The 22,717-nt window shown below is 69.2% G+C and carries 18 protein-coding genes and 1 pseudogene; 4 read left to right on the top strand and 15 right to left on the bottom strand.

Annotated elements, in window-relative coordinates:
* Positions 1-187: 187 nt before the first annotated feature.
* The gene (locus D7Y11_RS30965) at positions 188-1,063 is read right to left on the bottom strand and encodes an aldo/keto reductase family oxidoreductase (protein ID WP_126935472.1); all 876 of its coding nucleotides are present in this window, start codon (positions 1,061-1,063) and stop codon (positions 188-190) included.
* Between the two features lie 94 nt (positions 1,064-1,157).
* On the opposite strand from D7Y11_RS30965, the gene D7Y11_RS30970 reads away from it, so the two are divergent.
* On the top strand, positions 1,158-2,066 hold the full coding sequence (locus tag D7Y11_RS30970) for a LysR family transcriptional regulator (protein WP_120576647.1): 909 nt from the start codon (positions 1,158-1,160) through the stop codon (positions 2,064-2,066).
* 12 nt (positions 2,067-2,078) lie between these two features.
* Here the strand turns inward: D7Y11_RS30970 and D7Y11_RS30975 are convergent, their stop codons facing one another.
* The gene (locus D7Y11_RS30975; RefSeq protein ID WP_120576648.1) at positions 2,079-2,684 is read right to left on the bottom strand and encodes a hypothetical protein; all 606 of its coding nucleotides are present in this window, start codon (positions 2,682-2,684) and stop codon (positions 2,079-2,081) included.
* A gap of 285 nt (positions 2,685-2,969) precedes the next feature.
* Between D7Y11_RS30975 and D7Y11_RS45255 the strand changes: the two genes are divergently transcribed.
* Positions 2,970-5,324 carry a M4 family metallopeptidase gene (locus D7Y11_RS45255; RefSeq protein WP_306770475.1) on the top strand — a complete coding sequence of 785 codons (2,355 nt, stop codon included), beginning with the start codon at positions 2,970-2,972 and terminating at the stop codon, positions 5,322-5,324.
* 223 nt (positions 5,325-5,547) lie between these two features.
* Positions 5,548-6,507, top strand: a pseudogene (locus D7Y11_RS30985) (FAD-dependent monooxygenase); the annotation flags it as partial.
* Between the two features lie 229 nt (positions 6,508-6,736).
* Here the strand turns inward: D7Y11_RS30985 and D7Y11_RS30990 are convergent.
* From D7Y11_RS30990 to D7Y11_RS31000, 3 genes are all read right to left on the bottom strand, one after another.
* Positions 6,737-8,458: a GMC oxidoreductase gene (locus tag D7Y11_RS30990; protein ID WP_126935473.1), complete on the bottom strand. Its 1,722-nt coding sequence runs from the start codon at positions 8,456-8,458 to the stop codon at positions 6,737-6,739.
* 130 nt (positions 8,459-8,588) lie between these two features.
* Positions 8,589-9,200: a VOC family protein gene (locus tag D7Y11_RS30995; protein WP_126935474.1), complete on the bottom strand. Its 612-nt coding sequence runs from the start codon at positions 9,198-9,200 to the stop codon at positions 8,589-8,591.
* A complete protein-coding gene (locus tag D7Y11_RS31000; RefSeq protein ID WP_120576651.1) occupies positions 9,190-9,663 on the bottom strand; it encodes a MarR family winged helix-turn-helix transcriptional regulator in 474 nt (157 codons plus the stop codon). The genes D7Y11_RS30995 and D7Y11_RS31000 overlap by 11 nt, the downstream gene beginning before the upstream one ends.
* Before the next feature lie 106 nt (positions 9,664-9,769).
* On the opposite strand from D7Y11_RS31000, the gene D7Y11_RS31005 reads away from it, so the two are divergent.
* Positions 9,770-11,557 (top strand): DUF885 domain-containing protein, encoded by a 1,788-nt coding sequence (locus D7Y11_RS31005; protein WP_126935475.1) that lies wholly within the window; start codon positions 9,770-9,772, stop codon positions 11,555-11,557.
* Between the two features lie 53 nt (positions 11,558-11,610).
* On the opposite strand, the gene D7Y11_RS31010 is transcribed toward D7Y11_RS31005, so the two are convergent.
* The 10 genes from D7Y11_RS31010 to D7Y11_RS31055 all read right to left on the bottom strand — a co-directional run bounded on the left by D7Y11_RS31010 (position 11,611) and on the right by D7Y11_RS31055 (position 22,415).
* On the bottom strand, positions 11,611-11,973 hold the full coding sequence (locus D7Y11_RS31010) for a DUF3060 domain-containing protein (RefSeq protein WP_120576653.1): 363 nt from the start codon (positions 11,971-11,973) through the stop codon (positions 11,611-11,613).
* Between the two features lie 102 nt (positions 11,974-12,075).
* Positions 12,076-13,272: a C39 family peptidase gene (locus tag D7Y11_RS31015; RefSeq protein ID WP_126935476.1), complete on the bottom strand. Its 1,197-nt coding sequence runs from the start codon at positions 13,270-13,272 to the stop codon at positions 12,076-12,078.
* A gap of 213 nt (positions 13,273-13,485) precedes the next feature.
* Complete coding sequence (locus tag D7Y11_RS31020; RefSeq protein WP_126935477.1) at positions 13,486-14,370, bottom strand: hypothetical protein; 885 nt, start codon at positions 14,368-14,370, stop codon at positions 13,486-13,488.
* A gap of 53 nt (positions 14,371-14,423) precedes the next feature.
* Entirely contained in the window at positions 14,424-15,251 is an 828-nt protein-coding gene (locus tag D7Y11_RS31025; RefSeq protein ID WP_233607436.1) for a peptidoglycan-binding protein, read from the bottom strand.
* Between the two features lie 180 nt (positions 15,252-15,431).
* Positions 15,432-16,067, bottom strand: a complete 636-nt coding sequence (locus D7Y11_RS31030) for a hypothetical protein (RefSeq protein WP_121753611.1) — start codon at positions 16,065-16,067, stop codon at positions 15,432-15,434.
* Positions 16,064-16,942: a ribonuclease HII gene (locus tag D7Y11_RS31035; RefSeq protein WP_120576658.1), complete on the bottom strand. Its 879-nt coding sequence runs from the start codon at positions 16,940-16,942 to the stop codon at positions 16,064-16,066. Before D7Y11_RS31035 ends, D7Y11_RS31030 begins: the two co-directional genes overlap by 4 nt.
* Before the next feature lie 279 nt (positions 16,943-17,221).
* Entirely contained in the window at positions 17,222-17,611 is a 390-nt protein-coding gene (locus D7Y11_RS31040; RefSeq protein WP_233607437.1) for a carboxypeptidase-like regulatory domain-containing protein, read from the bottom strand.
* A 67-nt stretch (positions 17,612-17,678) separates the two neighbouring features.
* A complete protein-coding gene (locus D7Y11_RS31045; protein ID WP_126935479.1) occupies positions 17,679-19,103 on the bottom strand; it encodes a tetratricopeptide repeat protein in 1,425 nt (474 codons plus the stop codon).
* Between the two features lie 13 nt (positions 19,104-19,116).
* Positions 19,117-20,889, bottom strand: coding sequence for a M61 family metallopeptidase (locus D7Y11_RS31050; protein WP_126935480.1), 1,773 nt, complete (start codon positions 20,887-20,889; stop codon positions 19,117-19,119).
* A gap of 35 nt (positions 20,890-20,924) precedes the next feature.
* Entirely contained in the window at positions 20,925-22,415 is a 1,491-nt protein-coding gene (locus D7Y11_RS31055) for an RsmB/NOP family class I SAM-dependent RNA methyltransferase (protein ID WP_126935481.1), read from the bottom strand.
* Positions 22,416-22,717 lie beyond the last annotated feature (302 nt).

The raw sequence follows: 22,717 nt of genomic DNA on the forward strand, positions 1-22,717 counted from the left end.
GCTCTTCGTTGATGGCCACTTTGCGTCCCCGCATGGCCTCTCTTACTGCTCCCCACCACTCCGCCTCGCACGCAGCTGTCAGGTAGGCGTCTGGCGATCCGCTCGCTTAAATGCGGGGATCACTCAGGACTGGGGTTGCCCCAGGCCGCGGCGGAGATGCGCCACGGCCGGGAGGCGCCACGGGAGGTCAGGCGTTCGGGCTCGCCACGGACTCCAACTCCTTGAGCGCATCATCCGGCAGCGTGAGCTCGGCCGCGGCCAGGTTCTCCTTCAGGTGCGCGACGGACGACGTGCCGGGGATGAGGAGGATGTTGGGCGAGCGGCGCAGCAGCCACGCCAGCGCGGTCTGCATGGGCGTCGCGTTCAGGCGGGCCGCCACGGCGGACAGCGTGGACGACTGCAGCGGGCTGAAGCCTCCCAGCGGGAAGAAGGGCACGTAGGCGATCTTGTCCTTCGCGAGCGAGTCGATGAGCGCGTCGTCGTGCCGGTGCGCCAGGTTGTAGTGGTTCTGCACGCAGACGATGTCCGCGATGCGCCGTCCATCGGCGACCTGTCTGGCGGTGACGTTGCTCAGCCCGATGTGGCGCACCAGGCCCTGGCGCTGGAGCTCGGCGAGGACGGTGAGGGCCTCTTCGATGGGCCCTTCGGCGGGCCCGTGCGTGTCGAACATGAAGCGCAGGTTGACCACGTCCAGCACGTCCCGTCCCAGGTTGCGCAAGTTGTCGTGCACGGCCTGCGTCAGCTCTTCCTTCGAGAAGGCCGGGAGCCAGGAGCCGTCATTGCCGCGCCGGGCGCCAATCTTGGTGACGATGACGAGGCCGTCGGCGTAGGGCGTGAGCGCCTCGCGGATGATCTGGTTGGTGACGTGCGGGCCGTAGTAGTCGCTGGTGTCGATGTGGTTCACCCCGCGGGCCACGGCCTCGCGCAACACGGCACGGGCGGCGTCCGGGTCCTTCGGCGGGCCGAAGACGCCGGGTCCCGCGAGCTGCATGGCCCCATAGCCGAGGCGCTTCACGGGGTGGCCCCCGAGGGGGAAGGTGCTGGATGAGTCGATACCGGGCATGCTCCATCTCCTTTTGAGATGGAGCATGCATAGCCACCGTGGACTTTCTGCATAACGGGGCACGACCCGTACAGGTTGTGCGGAGTGGCGAACAGTGAAGGTCGACCTGGGTGATTTGAACGCCTTCGTGGTGGTGGCGCGGGCCCGCAGCTTCCGCGAGGGTGCCCGCCTGAGCGGGAGCAGCGCGTCCTCGCTGAGCGACGCGGTCCGCCGGCTGGAGGAACGCCTGGGCGTCCGCCTGCTCAACCGCACGACGCGCAGTGTTGTCCCCACCGAAGCCGGAGAGGGTCTGCTGGAGCGCCTGGCGCCCGTGCTGACGGAGATGGAGGCCGCGCTCGACGTGGTGAACGGGTTCCGCAACCGGCCCGCCGGCGTGTTGCGCCTCAACGTGCCCATCAGCGCGTCACGGCTGGTGCTGCCGCGCATCGTCCCGCCGTTCCTCGCCGCGTACCCCGACATCGAACTGGAGGTCATCACCGAGGACAGCTTCGTGGATGTCATCGCGGCCGGCTGTGACGCGGGCATCCGCTACGACGAGCGGCTGGAGCAGGACATGATCGCGGTGCCCATCGGGCCTCGCGTCCAGCGCCACGCCACGGCCGCGGCCCCGGCGTACCTGGAGCGGCATGGACGGCCGGAACATCCCCGGGACCTGCTGCGGCATGCGTGCCTGCGCGGCCGTTTCGCGAGCGGCGCGATGACGCTCTGGGAGTTCGAACGAGACGGCGAGGTGGTGACGGTCGAGCCCTCGGGACCGCTCATCGTGAGGGCGGGTGGGGCGACGGACCTCGCCGTCGACGCCGCGCTCGCGGGCACCGGCATCGTGCACCTCTTCGAGGACTGGCTGCGTCCGTACCTGGACAGCGGCGCCCTGGTTCCCGTCCTCGAACCCTGGTGGCAGCCCTTCCCGGGGCCGTTCCTCTACTACCCCGGGCGGCGCTTCGTGCCCGCGCCGCTCCGGGCGTTCATCGACTTCATCAAGGCTTCAGCGGCAGCGCCTTGATGCCAGGGGGCGTCAGGGCTCGGAAAGGCTCACGGTGAAACCCTTGGGGACACTGGAGTCGTCCAGCACGTGCGCGAAGCCCTGGGCCGTCCACTCCACGTCGACCGTGCCGGGGGCCTCGATGGTGCCGGAGTCCGAGTTGGATCGGACGTCGAAAACGACCTGCACGGTCCACTCGCAGCCTTGATTCTGCGCGCAGTTCCCGCCGAAGTACGCCACGTTCTCCACCGTCACGGCGACGTCGGGCTCGAGGACGCCGGACTGGCCTCCGTAGGTGAGCTCCCCGTCGAGGAAGCTGATCGCCAGCGACGGCTGCGGCGTCTGGGTGGGGGCACCCGGCGTCCACTTGGCCTTGGCCTGGATGTGCAGCTCGCCTTCCACCGGATCCGACAACTTCTCCTTCGCGGAGGTCCGGACGACCAGCGTGCGCGTGACCTTGTCGGTCTCCGCCGTCAGGCGGAAGGGCGTGCCGGTGTGGACCGGGGACGCCACGTCTTCAGACTGGGCTCGCGACGTGGCCACGACGCTGGCGCAGGCCAGCAGCAGCACCAGGCGCGAGGCCCAGGCGCGGGTCGCGGTGGGGATTCGCTCGAAGACGGAGGGACGGGCTGGACGCATGGCTTCCTCGGGCAGGCGTGAAGGTTCCGGGCGTACGGGAACGCCGGGTGGCGCGACGCAGAGCAATCGCAATGCCACGCACTCTCAGAGGGACGTGGGGCCTGAGCGCCATGCTCCAGCGTCACAATCATGACATGTGTGTCATATGACAGCCGGGGCCGTACTTGGAGTGCGGGAGGGCTGTTGACGTCCGGTGTTTCTGCTTTTTAGGCTTGTTCTCGGATGGCGGTTATTTCGCGCTGCATCTCGCGGCGGTCGCAACCGCGCTCTCCAGGAGTGTCAGACGTGAAATCCCTTCTCCAGAACCCAGCCCTTGCCGCGGCCCTGACGTCGATGCTGGCCGCTGGCTCCGCCTCCGCGGCGAGCCGTGTCGACCTGCAACAGGAGGAGTTGGGGGCGATCCGCCAGCGGCACGCGGCCACCTTCCTCATGGGTGGCGCCGACCGTGAGCCTGCCCGCCACGCGCAGGCGCTGGGCCTCGACGCGAACTCGGGACTGACCCTGCTCGACAGCGTCAGCGACCACGGTGTCAGCAACCACCGCTACCAGCAGACCTTCCGGGGCCTGCCCATCTTCGGCGAGCACGTCATCGTCAACGAGGACGCCAACGGGGAGCTGCGCGCGCTGTTCGGGCGCAAGGTCACCGGTCTGGAGCGGGACATCCCGGCGAGGGCGCCCCGGCTGTCCGCCGCGGAGGCGCTGGACATCGCCAAGGGGGCCAGTCTGGGCAACCGCGTGCGCGCCATGCTCGTCGAGAACGAGCGCTCCGAGTTGATGATCTACGTTGACGACGACGGCCGCGCCCACAAGGCCTACGTCGTCAGCTACTTCGCGGACCTCGTCGGTGGCGGGGCGCCCACTCGGCCCATGGTCATCGTCGACTCGGAGGGGGGCCGGGTGCTCAAGCAGTGGGAGAACCTGCAACACGTGCTCATCGGCACGGGCCCTGGCGGCAACGTCAAGACAGGCCAGTACGAGTACGGCACGAACTACGGCTACATGGACGTGGCCCAGTCCGGCACCACGTGCACGATGACCAACGCCAACGTCCAGACCGTCAACCTCAACGGCGGCACCAGCGGCTCCACCCCGTTCTCCTATACGTGTCCCCGCAACACGGTGAAGAACATCAACGGAGCGTACTCGCCGCTCAATGACGCGCACTACTTCGGCAGCGTCATCTTCAACATGTATCAGGCCTACGTGGGCAAGGCCCCGCTGACCTTCCAGCTCACGATGCGGGTGCACTACGGCAGCAACTACGAGAACGCGTTCTGGAACGGCTCGGCGATGACGTTTGGCGACGGGTACTCGACGTTCTACCCGCTGGTCAGCCTGGACGTCGGCGCGCACGAGGTGTCCCACGGCTTCACCGAGCAGAACTCCGGGTTGATCTACTCAGGCCAGTCCGGCGGCATCAACGAGGCCTACTCGGACATCGCGGGCGAGGCCGCCGAGTACTACATGCGCGGCACCAATGACTTCCTCGTCGGCGCTGAAATCTTCAAGAGCAGCGGGGCGCTTCGCTACATGGCCAACCCGCCACAGGACGGTCGCTCCATCGGCCATGCCTCCAACTATTACAACGGTCTGGACGTGCACTACTCGTCCGGCGTGTACAACAAGGCCTTCTACCTGCTGGCCACCACGCCGGGCTGGGGCACGGTGAAGGCGTTCCAGGTCTTTGCTCGCGCCAATGACCTGTACTGGGGCCCGAGCACGGACTTCAACCAGGGCGCGTGCGGTGTGCAGACCGCGGCGCAGGACTACGGCTTCAATGTCTCCAACGTCGCGTCGGCCTTCGCCGCGGTGGGCGTGAGCTGCGGCGGCGCGGTCGAGCTGTTCCGGCAGACGGACACCAGCGGCAAGCTCACCATCGCGGTCTTCGAGCGCTATGCGACGACGAGCGCCGGGACGACCACCAACTTCACGGTGACCGTCCCCAGCGACTTCGTGGTGATTGGCGGTGGCGGCGAGGGCAAGGAGGGCCCCTCGGGCAACCTGCTGACCGCGTCGTACCCCGATACGGGGCTGACCTCGTGGCTGGTGTCGGCCAAGGATCACCTCATCGCGGACCCCGCGCAGGTGCGCGCGTGGGCCATTGGCCTGAAGGTCGCGGGGCTGACCCCGGCGCAGCTGCGCACCTACCTGGCCGTCAGCACGGCGACGAGCGGCACGGTCGCGCACCCTGACGTCACCGCGTCCCTGCCGGCGGGCTACGTGCTGGCGGGCGGCGGCATCCGGGTGAACTGGAGCGGCTCGGGCAACCTGGCCACCGCCTCGGCGCCCTCGACCTCCACGTCCTGGCGCGTGCGCTCGAAGGACCACACCAATTCGTCGCCTGCCTCGGCGACGGCGTATGCCATTGGCATCAACGGCACCATCCCGGGCGTGGGCACCATCGGCAACGTCGTCAACAGCGGCACGTCGTCGGTAGTCTCTCACCCCAGCTACACGGTGGGCCTGAGCAGTGGTTATGCGCTCAGCGGCTGCGGGGCGTTCGTCAACTGGAGCGGCGCGGGCAACATGCTCTGGCGCATCAAGCCGGTGAACTCGGGCTGCGCGGCCGCGTCGAAGGACCACGAGAGCGCCTCCGCGGCGTCCATCTCCACCTACGCGCTCGGCCTGCGCGCGTTCTGAGCGGGAGCCATTTCATCCAGAGGCCCGGGCCGCGTCACGTGGCCCGGGCCTGCTGTTTCAGCTCGCCTGGGCGCAGGGGGGATGGGTGGAGTCAAGCCGGATTGAATCCGAACGGTGGGTGGGCACGTCACGCGCACGTCGTCCGGGTCGCCTGTCCTGAGCGCACTCGACATGGCTGAACGGACGACATCGGAGGAGGAGCAGGTCCGGTAGAAGGGCCGCCATGAAGCCTCCTCGCATTGTCATCGTGGGCGGTGGTCCCGCCGGAATGGTCCTCGCGTATCAATTGGTCACGAACGGTGTTCCGGTCCGTGTCCTGGAGCGCCATCCGGATTTCGAACGCGAGTTCCGCGGCGAGCTCCTGCAGGCGCCGGTTGTCGAAGCACTGAAGCGCGCGGAGTTCTTCACCGCGCTGCTCGAGCGGGGGCAGGCCCTGCTGGACATCGAGCGGGTCATGTACGTGGGCGAGCGCCGCACGGTCCGCGTGCCCGGTCCCCGGGAGCTGGGGGCCGTGGTGTCGCAGCCCGGGATGCTCGCGCTGCTCCACGAGCAATGCCTGCGTCATCCCCACTACCGCATGGACTTCGGCACCACGGTGCTGGACGCCGTGCAGGAGGAGGGGCGCGTGGTCGCGCTGAGGACCCGCCGCGACGGCGTGGAGGAGCGCGTCGACGGAGACCTCTTCATCGTGTGCAACGGACGCAACAGCCACCTGCGCAAGTCCTGCGGCTTGGAGATCGAGCAGTTCGAGTCGACGGCCGACGCGCTCTGGCTGCGCTTCGATCTCGCTGATGCACCGGAGGCACTGCCCACGTCGCTCCAGGTGCACATGTTCGGCAAGGGGCGGGTGGTTGTCTTCCAGCCCTCCAGGCGGCACCGGCTGCACGTCGCCTTCAGCGAGCCGGGCGACCTCAACGGGCTGCGCAAGGACCTCCCGGAGCTGCGCCGGCGGCTGCTGCCCACGGTGCCGGAGAGGCTCCGGCCCCATGTGGAACGCAAGCTCGATGAGCACACGGAGTGGCAGGTGCTGCGGATCCTCGTGGACCGGGTGAAGCGGTGGCATGCCCCCGGGGTCCTCTTCCTGGGAGACGCGGCGCACACCATGTCGCCATCGGGAGGGCAGGGGCTGAACCTGGCCATCAAGGACACGTTCGTGGCCGCCAACCACCTGCTGGATGCCATTCATGAAGGCCGGCCGCTGGACGCGGCGGTCTTCGAGAGAATCCAGAGTGAGCGCCAGCCCGAGGTGGACCGGGTGCAGGCGGGGCAGACGCGAGCGGGACAGATGGTGCTCAAGCCGCTCGGCGTGCTGCACCTGATGTTCACCGTCCTGGTCGCGGTGATGGCCGTCGCGGGCAAGAAGATGCAGGGCGCGGCCGGGCCCACCGCCGAGCCGCGCTACTTCACACCGCTCAACCGCGCAGGCGGTCCGCCAGGTCCTGCGCCAGGCCGCACATGGTCAGCGTGGGGTTCCACGAGCCCGAAGTGGGGAAGAGGGCGCCGCCCGTCACGTAGACGTTGTGGACGCCGTGTGGCCGGTAGTCCAACCCGACCACCGACGTCGCCGGGTCCTTGCCCATCCACAGCGGCGAGGCCTCGTGCACGATGATGTTCAGGCGGATCTTCTTCCGGTCCGGCCGCTCCGGCTGCCAACGGCCGCCGTTGCCGCTCGCGTCGTCGACCCAGTATTCGACCTCCGGGGTCGAGCACCCGGCACTCCCGGCCATGACGTCGATGGACTGGTAGGTCGCCTCGTCGAGCACGTCCCACAGGTGGTGGTCCTGCACGCCGGGCTGGAGCTGGAGGGTGATGTTGGTGGCGGGGTCGGTGCCGCCGTTCATGCGGATCCAGTTGTCGGGATTCTTCTCGCTCACCTCGCCCAGGGTCGCGCAGACGAACACGACGTAATCCTCGGAGCCCTTCAGCTGCGCCATCGACGCGATGGCCGCCGCGTCCGGGGCCTCGTGGGCGATGGTGCTCTCGTCGGCCTCCGGGTTCGCGGAGGCGAAGGCGCTGGTCTGCACGTGATACTGCAAGCCATTGGGCGCCTTGCCATCCAGGTAGGTGGCGCCAATCTCCAGCGCGGCCAGGTCCTTGAACGCCGAGCGCTTCACGCGCGCCGTGATGTGAGACATGAAGTGGCCGGTGTAACGCTTGCCGATGTTCGGCAGGGCCTCCTTGAAGGAGTTCATCAGCAGCGTCGCGGGCGGGATGGTCCCCATCGCCAGCACGACCTTCGCCGAGCTCACCGCCAGCGGGCCGCGGGTGGTCTCCAGCGCGGTCACCGTCCCGTGGCCGTCATGCACCAGGCGGTCCACGACGCAGTGGTCGACGATGGTCAGGGGCTGCCCCTTGCCCTGGGCCGCCAGCGCCTTCTGTGATTGCTGCAGGTCCAGCAGCGTGCCGACGGTGGAGTACTTGTAGAACTTCACGCCCTTCCAGGGCGTATGGCCCACGGCGATGGGGGCCGGGAACGCGCTCTCCGCCGAGGGCACGTAGCGCTTGAAGTTCTCCCGGAGGTTCACATCGATTTGATGCTGGAGGCTGCCGTAGACGCCGTCGTGGACCTTGTCCATCGTGGTGACGTGCAGGAACGCGCGGGCGCGATCCCAGAAGCCCGGCTGGAGCGTGACGTCGATCAGCTCCTGCGGCCAGTCGCGCATCAGGTCGGGAGTCGGGGCGGGGCACCAGGCGCTCCAGTAGGTGGATCGTCCGCCCAGCACGGGGATGTAGCCGGCCTGGAAGAACTCCAGCTCCGTGGTCGCCATCCGTGTCGTGCGCGTCCACGGGTACGTGGTGGGCGGTGAGCCGGTCGCGGCCTGGAAGGCGAGCGGGAGCATCTGGTAGTGCGTGGGCAACCAGAAGCCGCCCCGCTCCAGCACCAGGATGCGCGCGTTCGGGTTGTGCTTCAGCGTCTGCTCGATGAAGGCCACGCCGGTGGGCCCGGTGCCAATCACGATGAAGTCATAGGCCGAGGCCTGGATGCTGCTCCAGTCGTTCGGCGTGGCGAAGAACGCCTGTCCGGCGATTTGATCCGCGCTGGCCTCCTGCGGACCGGGGACGGGATATCCGAGCGAGATGCCCTTCGGGATGTTGCGGGAGCCAGCGAAGAACTTCTTGTAGTTGGCGGCCATGGGACCTCGGCAAGCAATGGGGCTGGAGGTGCTTGCCTTTGGATTTGCAGGTGCCATGCCGCGACAGCCCGGGGGCGGGGACGCCCGCGCGAGCAGAGAAATGCGTCGCTTCAGGAAGCGCTGGCGTCTTTCAGGGACGCAGGAGGGCGGACACTTCCCCCAGGGCCACGGCCAGCTCCGCGCGGTCCGCGAGCGCCTGTTCCCGTTCCTTCTCCGTCCCCGCGTCCGGCTTCTTGAGCGCGGCATCCAGGACCTTCGCGGCGGCGGCGTCATCGCCCTTGAAGTCGCGCAGACGCCGGGCCGTCTTGAGGGCCTTGCCGAGGATGGAGGTGGGTGTGTTCCCGTCATCGCCATAACCGTCGGGTTCATCCCGGCGGATGAACATGAGCGAATTGCCGGAGGGGTCGGTGAGGGTGAAGCGCGACTGTCCCTTCCGCATGCGAGTCATGCGTGGAAGTCCCCGGACGGGAGTCCGCCCATAGGCCTTCCGCAGCGCGTCGAGGAAGCGCGCGTGCAGTTCCTCGACCTCGTCCACGATGACCAGACAGCTGCTGAAGGCCTTCAGCGGATCCAATCCCTTCAGGCCGAAGAAGTGGAGCTGCGCACCTCCCCGCTGTGTCGCCGCGTAGGGATTGGGTGCCCGTTGTTGGTACGTCACCTCGAACCCGAGCAGCGCGTAGAACTCGAGCGTCGACGCGAGCTCCACGCAGGGGAGCAGGGGGATGCTGGTGTCACTTTTCATGGGAGCGCTCCGCTTCGGTCAGGTCCTCTTCGAGCCGCAGGCGCGCTTCGCGGACGCCCTCGACCGCCGCGGCGAGAAGCGCCGGGGGCAGGCTCGCGCCAAGCCGGTCCGCCCACGTGGCATGCGCCTGCTCGACCTTGCGCAAGGCTCGGCGACCGGCGGCCGTGAGGGCGACGCACTTCGCCCGCTGGTGGTGCGGGTTGTCGACGAACTCCACGAACCCGTCGCTCGCGAGCGCGTCCGCCGTCTGCTGCACGCTCTGCCGCGCGAGCCCCATCGTGCGCGCCACGGCCGCGACCGTGGCGGGGCCATGGTCGATGACGCCCAGCACCTGCCAGCGGGCGCTCGTCAGTCCCGCCGGAGCGCTCAGCCGGTCTCCAGCCTGGAGCAGCAACCCATTCAACTGGAACACCTCCAGGACCAGGGCACTGAAGGTCTCTGCTTTTGGGGTCAACGGTGGCATTGGCAGGAACCTGTCAATCTGACAGGTCCATGTCAACTCTCCGGGTCGCTTGTCGTGCAAGGGGCCATGGGCGACGCTCCCCGCGTCTCCTTCCCCCAGAGGCTCCATGAACGCACTGCGAACCCCGAGCGTCCTCGCCGCGTTGCTGCTGCTGTCCCCTGGCTGCACCACGTCCCGCCCCGCGGCCCGGGACGACGTGCAGGCCGCCGCGCCCTCGGAGTCCTCCTCACAGGTGGCGCTGCGAGGGTTCGTGGACGCGTACTTCGAGGAGCACTTCCGCCGCTCGCCCATGTCCGCCACCTCCGCGGGCGTGCACACGTATGACGGCGAGCTGCGTGGCTTCCGGCCCGAGGATCGCGCGTCGCATCTGGCATTCCTCAAGGACCGGCTGGCGGCGCTGCCCAAGGCAGTGGACCGCGCCGCGCTGCCGCCCGGTGACCGGGCTGATTACGACATCCTGGAGAATCACCTCCGCGCGCGCATCCTGGACCTGGAGACGGTGCGCTCGTGGGAGCGCAACCCGAACGCCTACCTGGGCTTCGCGTCCAACGCCGTGTACCAGCTCATCAACCGCGACTTCGCGCCGCTGGAGGAGCGGATGCGCTCGGCGGTGAAGCGCATGGCGGTGGTGCCGGCGGTCTTCGCGGCGGCCCCGGCGAACTTGAAGAACCCGCCGAAGCTGTGGACGGAGATCGCCCTGGAGCAGGCGAAGGGCACGCGCTCGCTCTACGCGCAGACGCTGCCGCAGGCCTTCGCGCCGGTGCAGGACGCCGCGCTCCAGGACGACTTCAAGCGCGCGCAGGCGCGGTGCCTGGAGGCTATCGATGGCTACATCCGCTTCCTGCAGGACGACCTGCTGGCCCGCTCGAACGGGGACTTCGCCATCGGTGAGGCGACGTATCGCCAGAAGCTCCAGTACGAGGAAGGCGTCACGGACAGCATCGACTCGCTGCTGGCCTGGGGGCGCGCGGAGATGAAGCGCACGCAGGATCAGTTCAGTGCGGTGGCCGCGCGGATTGCCCCGGGCAAGGCGCCCATGGACGTGTACCGCGAGCTGGGCAAGGAGCACCCGGCGGGCGCGGAGCTGGTGTCCACCACCACGGCGACGCTGGAGGACATCCGCCAGTTCCTCATCGACCACCGCATCATCACCGTGCCCAGTGAGGTTCGCGCGAAGGTGGCGGAGACGCCGGTGTTCAGCCGCGCGCTGTCCTTCGCGAGCATGAGCACGCCCGGCCCGTTCGAGATGAAGGCGACGGAGGCGTACTACTACGTGACGCCGCCGGACCCGGCGTGGAGCGCGGAGCAGGCCGAGCAGCACATGAGCTTCTACAACCGCTACGCGCTGCCGCTGGTCTCCATCCACGAGGCGTACCCGGGGCACTACGTGCAGTTCCTGTGGACGAACCGCATCCAGTCCAAGGTGCGCCGGCTGCTGGGTTCAGGTTCCTTCAGCGAAGGCTGGGGCCTGTACACGGAGCAGATGATGCTGGACGAGGGCTACGGCGGCACGGGTCCGCAGGCGGACCGGCTGCGCCTGAACCAGCTGGCGCTCTACCTCCAGCGGCTGGCGCGCTACGTGGCGGGCCTGTCCCTGCACACGCGCGGGATGACGTACGACCAGGCCGTGAGCCTCTTCGAGAAGGAGGCGTACATGACGCGCATCAACGCGGAGCGCGAGGCGCGCCGTGGCACGTCCGACCCGACGTACCTGGTGTACGCGTTGGGCAAGAAGATGCTGATGGAACTGCGTGAGGAGGCGAAGGTGAAGTGGGGGAGGGACTTCACCCTCCAGCGCTTCCACGACGCCGTGGTCTCCCATGGCTACCCGCCGGTGCCCATCGTGCGGCAGCTGTTGCTTGGCGAGGACGCGGCGCCTTCCGCGTCCCCTTGAGCGCTGCCCCAACGCGCCCGCTTCAATGACGAAGCGGGCGCGGGGGCCGACGGCTACTTCTCCTGCGTGATCTTGTTGTCCACGCCGGTGCGGCTGATCTTCGGCTTCGACTTGCCGTGACCGCGCTTCCAGGTGACGGAGTTGGAGGTCCCCGTCACGGAGATGGCACCGGTGGCCTCCACCTTCACCTTGTTGTCGGTGCCGTTCACCTCGACGCTCTTGCAGTCGCCGGTCAGCGTCACGGTGTTGGAGTTGCCGGTGATCTCCACCGTGCTGCCCGGCGTACATGCGTGGGTCGCTGTCTCGTCATTGCCGGTGATGTCGATATTGCCCGAGCCCTCCTGTGCGACGGCCGTCATCGGGCCGAAGGCACATGCCACCATCATGAACACCGCCGCGCCGAGCTTCCTGTTCATCCGTTTGTCCCCCGAGGAGAGGTGCGGGCCTGATGCCGCACGCCTCCCATCTACGTGACGGTCGAAGGAAGATTCAATCCGGAGATGGACGGGTGGGCGCCCCTACGCCCCTGAACGGGGGCCGGGTGTCGGATCGTAGATGCCGATGGCGCCCGCGTTGCCGCGCATGAAGGCGTCCAACTCCTCGGGCGTGACCTCGATGGGCGTGCGGACGTCGACCGCGGGGTCGCACACGATGAAGTTGCCCTCCGGCGTCACGCCCACCACCGCGACCAGGTGCTCCTGGGCACCGCCGCCTTGAGCCCAGGTGTCGCTCTTGAGCACCGGGTCGGCGTTCTCGGAGCCCTCCGGGGCCTGCGCGGGCGTCTCGACGAAGTTCCCGGAGATGACCACCGACATTCCGGAGTCGATGGCCTCCTTGATGCTCTCCGAGTTCGCGCCCACCTTCGCCCAGCTTCCGCGCGCGGCCGTCACCGCGTTCTTCACGTCCTGGAAGCCGGTGTATTGGGAGTTCTCCGTCGTCAGCGAGTACACCGTCTCCCCCGCGGCGTTGGTCGTCACGCCGTCGCTGCCTTTATCGCTCGCGGTATTGCCCCAGTAGCGCACTGCCTGCACATCCGCGCCGGCCGTGCCGTTGTGCGTGATGCCGGGGATGGAGGGGATGACGAGCCCCTCGTTGAGAAACGCCATGAGCGTGGCGGTGGGGCCGCAGTTGGCGTTCCTGCCATCGCCTCCCACCTGCGTCTCGGCGTCGAACTGGTTGACGTAGATGTCCTGATACGTGTCCGCGGCGTCCGACTGGTGGCGAGCGGCCCGATACTTCGCGACCTCGTCCGTGCTCATCTCACTGGTTTTCGCCGCGCGGACCCAGCCCTGTCGTCCGCGGGCATCCTGGACGTAGACGAACTCCCCCTGGACCGCGGCGCTGTTGTCCGGCGGCGCGATGACCTTCAGCTTCGTTCCCGTCCCGTAGAGGACGCTCTGCCCGGACTCCGCGCTCGGCCCCGGACGCAGGTAGACGCCGTCAGACGATGAGACGTTCAGCCAGTCCCCCTCACCCGATTTTCCGTCTCCCTGCGCGTTCGGCGGCGTCAGGTCGACCGGCGGCCGTTGCACGACGACAGGCGGCGGATTCAGCACGACCCTTGGCGAGGTTCCGCGCTCGAATGAGGACACGGCGAAGTTCGCGACGGCCTTGGCGGCGGGCTGGAGCGGCGGCGCGACCGCCTTCTCCACTGCGGTGTTCGCGACGGTGCGCAGCACAGGCCCCAGGGCACGGCGGATTCCATCAGAAAACATGTGTCACTTCCCCCTCTACACGGCGAGACAGCACCATGCGGATGGGGTGATGAAAGCGTTCGGGGCACCGGCCGGCGAGTTAAATGGGATTAATTCGGATGCCGTCGAGCCGGAAGTCATCCCGGGGCGCGCCCGCTTCCGTGACGAAGCGGGCGCGCGGTCCGACGCCGCACGGCTCCCATCTACGTGACGGGCGACGAAAGATTCAACACGTCAGGGCGCGCAGCCTGGATCGGCTGGGCTCCAGGTGTACTGGGAGTCCAGCGTCAGCTTCTGCTCCACCACGGGGCCGCTCATTCCGCGCGCGGTGAGGCGGAAGGTCTGCTCCGGCGCCGTGCCTGAGACCTCGGCGCGGTAGATGAAGTGACAGCCCGCGATCCACGTGTCATCGGGCACCGGAACTCGGGAGCCATCGAGGCAGGGCTCCGGAAGGAAGCCCACCACGGCGGCGCTCTCCGAAAAGCGGTCCTTCTCCCCGAAGTACGCCTTCTCGGCCGTGAAGAGCGCCTTCAGGTTGCTGGCGCCCTCGCACAGCGGGGCTGGCAGGGGCGTCCCCTCCGGCCTGCGCACGCCATGGCACTCCTCGAGGACGAGCTCCGAGGGCCACACGCGCACGAGCTTCCTGTCCGCGTACCCATGCGTCAGGGTGTACGTGAACCCTTCGGCGAGTCCGCCCACGCCCACCGCGCGCACGCTGAAGGTGCTGTCGTCGGGCGTCGAGCCAGCCACCGAGACCGCATAGCGGAAGTGGCAACCCGCGAGCCAGGTGGCGTCCGGCGCGGGCACGCGGCTGCCATCCGCGCACGCCGCCGGGGTGGGGAGTCGTGTGACGTCCGGGGTCCAGGCGTCCTTCTCCCCGAAGAACTCCTTCTGGCCCGCCAACAGCCCACTGAGGCCCAGGAGCGCCTCGCACCGCAGCCGCTCGCGCAGCTCCTGTTCGGTGGTGCTCCGCGAAGGCGTGGCCGGCGCGGGCGTGCTGGCCTTGACCGGCGCAGGCTCGGACCGCGTGGGCGCGGGTGGCTTCTCCTGACGCTCACAACCGCCCAGCACGACAAGCGTCGAGACGAGACGGGGGAACCGGAATGAGAGGCTTCGCACGCAGGACTCCTGGGGGTTGCATCTCCAGGCATCCATCATGTCGTTTTTCGCGCTCACATTGCCATGCCAGTCTCAAAGAGCCCTTCCTCCGCGGGAGGGTCCCCGCGCGCCTTGTCCTCGCGGCTGGGCGTCCTCCGCGCGCTCTTCAGGCCCTCCTTCACTTTCAGGGGAGAGGTGAGCCAGATGAGGCGCGTCCCCGCCGGGTACCACTTCTTCTGGGCCGACGTCCGGATTGCGTAGGGGCCGGATTCCGAGCCGTGGGAGATGAGCAGGGGATCCGCGCCGCCCTGGATGACCAATGACACATGCTTTCCCTGCCAGAGGCAGAGGTCCCCTGGCTGGACCTGGGACAACGGAATGTGAAGCATGTGGGCTTCGAGCGTGCCTGTGTACCCCGCTCCGCTGTAACGGTTGCCATTGGGGTCGGGAGCGCCCGCCCACCTGTAGCAAAGCGTCACGAAGCCCGAGCAGTCGATGTCGAGCGGCAGCTTGTGGCGCAGCCGGATGCCGTCGATCGGGCGTATCTGCGCGTAGTGGATCCGGTCCTGGTTGGCGGCCCCCCACAGTCCCTCCGCGACGATCTTCTCGCGGAGCCCTGCTGGCGCCGGGGTGGGGGGCGTCTCCGCGCCACCCAGGGTCGCACCCAATGCCTTGAACGCCGCGCGCGTCTTCGGGCCATAGACGCCAATGGCATCCACGCCGTGCGCCTTCTGGAACTTCTTGAGCGAGCCTTCCGTCTGGGCACCGAATGTGCCAGGGCCCGTGTTCATCTGCGCCTGGGTCATGTGGCCCAGCTTCACCAGCGCGGTCTGGAGTTGTCTCACCCCCGTGCCACTCGAGCCGCGCTTCAGGTCCACCGCGGGCAGCGTGTAGCCCTTCAACGGGAGGCTCGCCCCCTTCGCTCGGCTATAGCCGGGAGGGGCCTTCCGCTGGCGGGCCTTGCCTGTCCGTGCCCGGGATGTCTGTGCTTTCCTCCGCATGCGGCCTCCTGCCGGCAACATGCGAATCGGCTCGGGGAGGCGCCAGAAACGGGAGCCTCCTTCCAAGGTGCGCCTTGCTTCCTAGCGCGCTCGCTGCAGATGGACCATCGCCTCGTCCAGCAGCGCGGCCACGCCCCGGCGCACCACGTGCACCACCTTGCGGTGGTGCGAGGACGCCAGGTGCGTGTAGTGGGTGGACACCTTGTGGTGCAGCTCCGTGGCGCCCCACACCAGCACCAGGTCCGCCCACTCCAGGTCGCTCTTCGCGCGGTCCGCCGTGCGGCGCTCCGTGCCGTCCACCATGCGCAGGGAGATGGGGCCGCTCAGCTTCGCCTCCAACTCCTCACGCACCGCGGGCGAGCCACCCACCACCACCACGCGCTGCACGCCGCGCTGATGGCACATCTCCAGGAACGCCACCTCCGCGCGCCGGTTGGCGGAACCGCCGCACCGGGCGCAGTGGCTTCGGGGCTCGACACGCAAAGGCTCCCGGCCGCTCGCTGACGCCACCTGGATGCAGCCGGGATCCGCGCAAACCTGGAAGAAGCGCTCGGACAGCACCTCGGCCGCTCGCAGGAGCTTGGGCTCGCTCATCCGCGCCTTGCCCGGCCGCGTGAGGCCTGCCTCCTCCAACACGCCCCTCGCCCGCGCACGCGCGTCCATCAGCGTGACGCCCCGCTCCGCCAACCACCCGTCGATGTCCTTGTCCGCGCTCATCGCTTCGCCATCGGAGCAGGAGTAGCGGCGAACAGCTCGGATTGCATCGGGACGGGCCCGGAGGGCTGCGCCAGTCCGAGCGCCTCGCGCACCGGACCGAAGCTCCGGCGGTGGATGGGCAGCACTCCCAGGGCCTGGATGGCCTGCACATGCTGCGCGGTGGGGTAGCCCTTGTGCGCCGCCAGGCCGTAGCCGGGATATTGCGCGTCCAACTGGGCCATCAGCCGGTCGCGAGTCGTCTTCGCCAGCACGGACGCCGCCGCGATGCTCAACGACAGCGAGTCGCCCTTGATGATGCCGCGCTGCGGAGCCGGGCACTGGGGAATCGTGCGCGCGTCCACCAGCACGTAGTCAGGTGTCAGCCCCAACCCCTCCACCGCGCGCCGCATGGCCAGCAGACCCGCGTGGTAGATGTTGAGTTGATCAATCTCCTCCACCTCCGCCCGGCCCACCGCCCACGCCACCACGTCGCGCTTGAGGGCTTCCGCCAATGCCTCGCGCTTGTCCGGGTCCAGGATCTTCTTCGAGTCGTCCAGCCCCTTGAGCTTGTAACCCCGGGGCAGGATGGCCGCCGCCGCGACGACGGGGCCCGCGAGTGGCGCCATGCCCGCCTCGTCCACGCCCGCGACCTTCAACAGGCCCTGCTCCCACAGTTCCGTCTCGAACTTCAGCAGGTGCCGCAGCCGCTGACCCTCCGCCCGGTTCTTCTCCTGACGCGAGCGCAGCTTGCGCGCGAGCGTCTGTGCACCCTGACGGGGGTCTGCTTCCAGCGCCTCCAGCAGACCCTGGGGGACGGGCTGCGCCTGGGTGACGAACCGCCCGGTCAGCTCGGTGACCGAGCATTCGAGCAGCGCCTGCACACTCTCTGCGGACATGGGGGACCTTCGGGATTGCCTACCCGGCGGGTAGCGCGGTTGCACGGCTTACTGGAGTGGGGGGACACCAGTGCCGCGACAACACGCCTGCTCGCACGCCGTCAGGCCAGACGGGCGTGCGGCGAGGCTGGGGGAGAGCCGGACCGACGCATTCGCGCGCATGCGGGTTTGACGCATGGCGTAAGTGGTATCGCGCACAGGTGGGTGTGCACAACCACCCCACGGCCCGAGGCGGCGGATTTTCCGCGCCCGCCGGCCCTCACTGGCGGGTCTTCCGGCTCAATCCTGGAGCTTGAGCGTCACCGTGTCGGGAACAGGCGTGCAGTGGCATTCGTCACAGGTCCACTCCACGCGCTCCGCGTGCGTCACGTGCGAGCCCGCCGTGGCCACCACTCGGATGGGGCTGGGCGCGAGCGTTTCGTTGATGGCCGTGGTGACGCCCCGGTCATCCGTCACGCCGGTGATGCTGATGTTGCTCTCCAGGTTGGTGGCCGTCACGGACGCGCCCTGGATGTACGCGCCGTCCGACGACATCACCTCCACGCGCAGCGACCGCGGCTCCGCGCAGGTGTCCTCGTGCCGGTTCGCGCTGGGGGCATCATCACAGCCCGTCATCAGCATGCCCACGAGGAGCCCCAACCCGCCATACGTCTTCAAACGCTGTCCCATCCCCACGCCCCCAACCCGTCCCATGCATGGAATCTGGTACCGGGGGACGGGTGCTGCAATGCGTATGTCAGGCGGCGGGCGGCAGCCGCGCGTGGGAAAAACGTGCGGCCTCCGTGTCCGGATAACGATGCACGATGTAGCGGTAGATCTCCTCCGCGCGCACCGTGTTTCCCAACTTCTCCCCCTGCACGCGCGCCAGCAGCACCAGCGCGCGGGGCGCGGTGGGTTCATCCGGCGCCGTGTCCGCCGCTGCTTCCAACGCTTTGACCGACAGTGGGAAATCTCCTTCCACTGCCGCGGCCTGTCCGATGAACAGATGGTGTGACGGCAAAAGCTTCAGGCGGGGCAGAACGTGGAGCGCGCCATACAGCGCCAGCGCCTTCGCCACGTCGCGCGCCTCCACCGCCGCGCCCAGCTCGGCCACCTTCGCTTCGACTCCGGCGTCGGCGGGGCCCGGGGCTTCGAGCACCGGGGACTCGAGAAGGGACACGGGCACGCGCTGGGGCGCGGTGTCACCCAGCGTGGGCTCCAGCAGGTCGCGCGCGGGCAGATAGCCCAGCGCGTCCCCGTGCACGTACAGCACGAGCCCCAGCAGGCTCGCGGCGGCGAAGGGCGCCAGGCACGTGAGCGCCTCCGCGAGCCACGTGGAGACGAAGGGCACGGGCAGGTAGAACACCCAGGCCGCGCCCCAGTGCATCACGGCGTGGGCGCACGCCAGCAGCACGAACACGCCCGTCATCAGCCCCGCGTCGGGCCCCACCGCCCGCAGGCATCCGAGCGTGCGCAAGGGATTCAAGGCGGTGAACACCGACTGCGAGGTGGCGGCCAGCAGCAGCGCCCACGGCAGCCACAGGAGGCCCAGGCCGGCGAGCCCCCAGAAGAAGGGGTCCTCCCACACCGCGGGCTGCCCCAGGGCCTGCAGCGGGAGCATGATCCGCCCGACGGTCTCGTACCCGGACACGGAGGGCAGCAGGTGCCAGGCACGCGCGAGCGCGGGCACGAAGACGCCCACGGTGACGCCCAGGCCGCGCAGGCCCGGCACGATGTTGTCCTGGACGATGCTGGTGAAGCCGGGGCCCTCGGGATCCGCGTCGCCCCGGGCCGCGCCGCGCACGAGCGCGAAGAAGGCGGACCAGAAGACACCCAGCCCGAGCGCCATGGGCAGCACCACGAGGATGCGCACGCCCATCCCGAGCGAGCGCAGCACGGCCAGCATCAGGCTGACGGCCAGGAGCGTCTGCAGGCCCGGAACGGTGAAGGGAAAGCGCAGGGCGCCGGTCAGGCGGGTCCGGAGGGCCCGCTGCGAGCGGTGGCGCAGGAGCACGTTCGCCGTGCCCTCGCACCGGACGCAGACGGTGTACTCCACCGTGCCCGTGCGCCGGGTCTCCACGCACGCGGGGCACAGCAATGCCTCGCAGTGCTCGCAACGCCAGCCAGCGGCGGCGTCCGGGTGTCTCGCGCAGGGGGAAGGGGCAGGGAGGGAAGGGGCCATGCGGCCCGAAAGCCTACGCCGGGCCGGGAGTCTCGTCCCAGGGGGACCCCAACCACGCCTGGAACGCGGCCTTCTGCGCGTCCGTGGGGCGCTCCACGCGTTGCAGCCACGCGGCGTCCGCGGGCTTCTGGCCCAGGACGACGGGCACCTCCAGCAGGCGGTCGCGGCGGAACAGCGTCACCCTCACGGTGTCGCCGGGGCGCTTGTCCTCGCAGCGGGCGATGAGCCCCGCGCCGTCCACGCGCCAGCCGTCCAGCGCCACCACGTCGTCTTCCGGATACAGGCCCGCGTCCAGCGCGGGCGTGCCCTCCGGTACGGTGGACAGCGTCGAGGAGCCGCGCAAGGTGACGCCCAGCCAGCCCTTGGGCTTGGGCTCGCCCTTGAGGCGCGGCGGCGTGCCGCCCTTGTCGTTGGGGGCCTCCCGCACGCGGAAGGACACCTCCAGCCCCACGTGCGCGAAGACGCCGTAGTCCAGGTCCTCCGTGGAGCGCACCGTCCGGTCGAAGAAGGGCGTCAGGTCCACGCCCGCCACCTCGCTCGCGGCCTGCTCCACGCCGTCCTCGGGGACGCCGGAGCCGTCGCCATGGCGTTGCCACAGCAACCGCATGACATCATCCAGGCACTTCGCGTCGCCGGTGGCGCGGCGCAGCTCCAGGTCCAGCAGCGCGCTCACCACCTCTCCCTTCAGGTAGTAGGAGATGGCGCTGTTGGTGGAGTGCTCGTCCGGGCGGTAGTGCTTCACCCAGCTGACGAGCGACGCCTCCGTGAGCGACTGCACGCGGCGGCCCGGAGTGGAGTGCAGCAGGGAAAAGGTCTCCCCCAGCCGGGCCAGGTAGCGCGTGGGGGACATCAGGCCCGCGCGGCGCACGAAGAGGTTGTCGTAGTAGGCGGTGCCGCCCTCGAAGGCCCACAGCAGCGTGGTGTAGTTCTCCTGCGAGTAGTCGAACGGCACCAGCGCGCGCGGCTTCACCCGCTTGATGTTCCACAGGTGGAAGTACTCGTGCGCCACCAGCGTGAGGAAGTCCTCCCAGCCCCGGAGCGAGGACAGCCCCGTGCGCGGGAAGAGCAGCGCGGTGGAGGCCTGGTGCTCCAGCCCGCCGCGGCCCTTGTCGGTGAGGTAGACGAGGAACAGATAGCGCTTGAGCGGCAGGCCTCCGTACATGCGCGCCTGGGCCTCGCAGATGCGCTGCATGTCCGCGCACAGCCGATCCGCGTCCGGCACGCTGTCGCCCCACACCACCACTTCGTGCGGCACGCCCGCGGCGGTGAAGGTGAGCGGCGTGTGCGGGCCCACCTCGAAGGGGCTGTCCACGAGCGCGTCGTAGTCCGGCGCGTGGAAGGTGGCCCCTTCCGAGTCCAGCGCGCAGAACGTGCGCCAGCCCTCCGGCGCGTCCACGGTGACGTGGTGGGGCAGGGCGCGCGTGGCTTCCGTGTAGAGGAAGACGGTGGCGCCGTTGAAGTAGGCGTGGCTGCCGTCCAGGTGGCTGGTGCGCACGGACAGCTCGTTCGCGTAGACGCGGTAGCGCAGGGTGACGGCCTGCCCTCGCGCGTCCACGCGCCAGGTGCGCTTGTCCACGCGGCGCACCGGCAGGGGCTGGCCGTCCGGGCCCTGCGCGGTGACGTCCTGCACCTGGCGGGCGTACTCGCGCACCAGGTAGCTGCCCGGCGTCCACACCGGCATCACCGCGTCGAGGAAGTCCGTCCCGGCGGGGAAGCTCGCCTCCACTTCGAACAGGTGCGCATGCGGGCGGGGCATGGCGACGCGGTAGTGGACGGCGAGCGACATGGACGGAGGGCCTTTCTTCCTGGGGGACGGCGGGGTTACTTCGCCTTGACGAGCACGGCGCCGAAGAAGCCGTCGGTGCCGTGGGTGTGCGGGGCCAGCCGCAAGAAGGGGCCGGGCCCCAGCTTCGCGCCCAGCTCCGCGCCCAGCACCTCCGCCACGGGGCGCACGCTGAAGTCGGGGTGCTTGGACAGGAAGTCCTCCACCACGTTCTCGTTCTCCTCACGCAGCACGCTGCACGTGCCATAGATGAGCCGGCCGCCGGGCTTCACCAGCATGGCGAAGCGCGCGAGCAGGGCCTTCTGCCGGCCCACGTGCATCTCCAGGTCTTCCGGAGTGAGGCGGTAGCGGGCGTCCGGCTTGCGGCGGAAGGTGCCGGAGCCGCTGCACGGCGCGTCCACCAGCACTCGGTCCGCCAGGCCCTTCAGCGGCGTGAGCGCGGCGTCCGCGTCCGGGCCCTCGTGGGGGATGAGCTGCGTGCGCACGTTGTGCACACCGGCGCGGCGCGCGCGCTTGCGCAGGTCCTCCATGCGGCCTTCGTCCACGTCCAGCGCGTGCAGGTCGCCGCGGTTCTTCATCTGCGCGGCCAGCTGCAACGTCTTGCCGCCCGCGCCCGCGCACGCGTCCACCACGCGGGTGGGCGGCGCGTCCACGAGCATGCCCAACAGCTGGCTGCCCTCGTCCTGGATCTCGAACCCCCCGTCCTTGAAGTCCTGGAGGGAGAAGAGGTTGAGCCGCGTCTCCATCACCAGGCCGAAGGGGGACAGCGCGGTGGGCCTGGTGGACTCCACGTCCTCCGCGGCCAGGCGATCCTGGAGCTGGGCGCGGTCGCCCTTGAGCGTGTTGGCGCGGACGATGAGCGGGGCGCGCTCGTTCATGGCCTCGGCGGCGCGCGAGGCGTCCTTGCCGAAGACGGCCTTGAAGCGGTCCGCGAGGAAGTCCGGCAGCGACGCGGCGATGGGGAAGCGCTTCGCTTCCGGCAGGGCGTCCAGGTCCGCGGCGGCGTCCGGCAGGCGGTCGAGCACGGACACGTCCGGGCCGGTGAGCCCGCAGGAGCGCGCGACGTAGGTGGGGTCCTCGCCGTGGAGAATGCGGGACGCGGCGAGCCGCATGACGTCCTGGCGCGTGGCGTCCAGGGCGTCGAACTTCTTGTGAGACTTCTCCAGGAGGAAGTCCACGGTGCGCTGGCGGCGCAGCAGCGCGTAGACGCGCTCGGCCACGGCGCGGCGCTCGGTGGAGTACAGGGTCGTCTTGCGGCGCAGCACGAACTCCAGGGCGCGGTCGGACAGGCGGCCCTCGCGGCGCACGCCGCCGTAGGCCTCCAGACACGCCTGGAGGACCAGGTCCTCGCGCAGGGGGCGGTTGGGGTTGGGGCGCGCGCGTTCATGCTGGGCGCGGCTCATCTTCGGTTTGTCGGCGCGTCCACCGGCGTCCTTGCGCTTCTTCGGCGCGCCAGGGCGGGACGTGCGGGGCCCACCGGACTTGGGGGGGCCGCCGCGGGAAGGTCCAGGCTTACGAGTCGTGGCCATGTCGCATGGGGCCTTTGCATCCCCGGGTAGCGTTGACAAGCGAGTAACGCAAAAGACGCCCCCGGAAGGCCCTGGATGGGCTGGCCGGAGGCGTCTGGGAGCCGCTGGGGGGCTGGGGCTTCGGACCTCCGTTGGGTCCGCCCCTCCCCGGCGGGGTCCGAAAACCTGTCCGACAGGAGGGTTGCGCGGAATAAGCAATCTGATGGGTCCTGTAGAAGGGAGATGACGTCAGAAGAGGGAGCCTCCTGCTCGTCTGCGGAGCAGCGGAGCAGACGCCGCGTCGCCAAGGACCCGACGCCGCG

It is taken from the genome of Corallococcus sp. AB018 (genome assembly GCF_003986945.1).
GTDB classification, from domain to species: domain Bacteria; phylum Myxococcota; class Myxococcia; order Myxococcales; family Myxococcaceae; genus Corallococcus; species Corallococcus exiguus.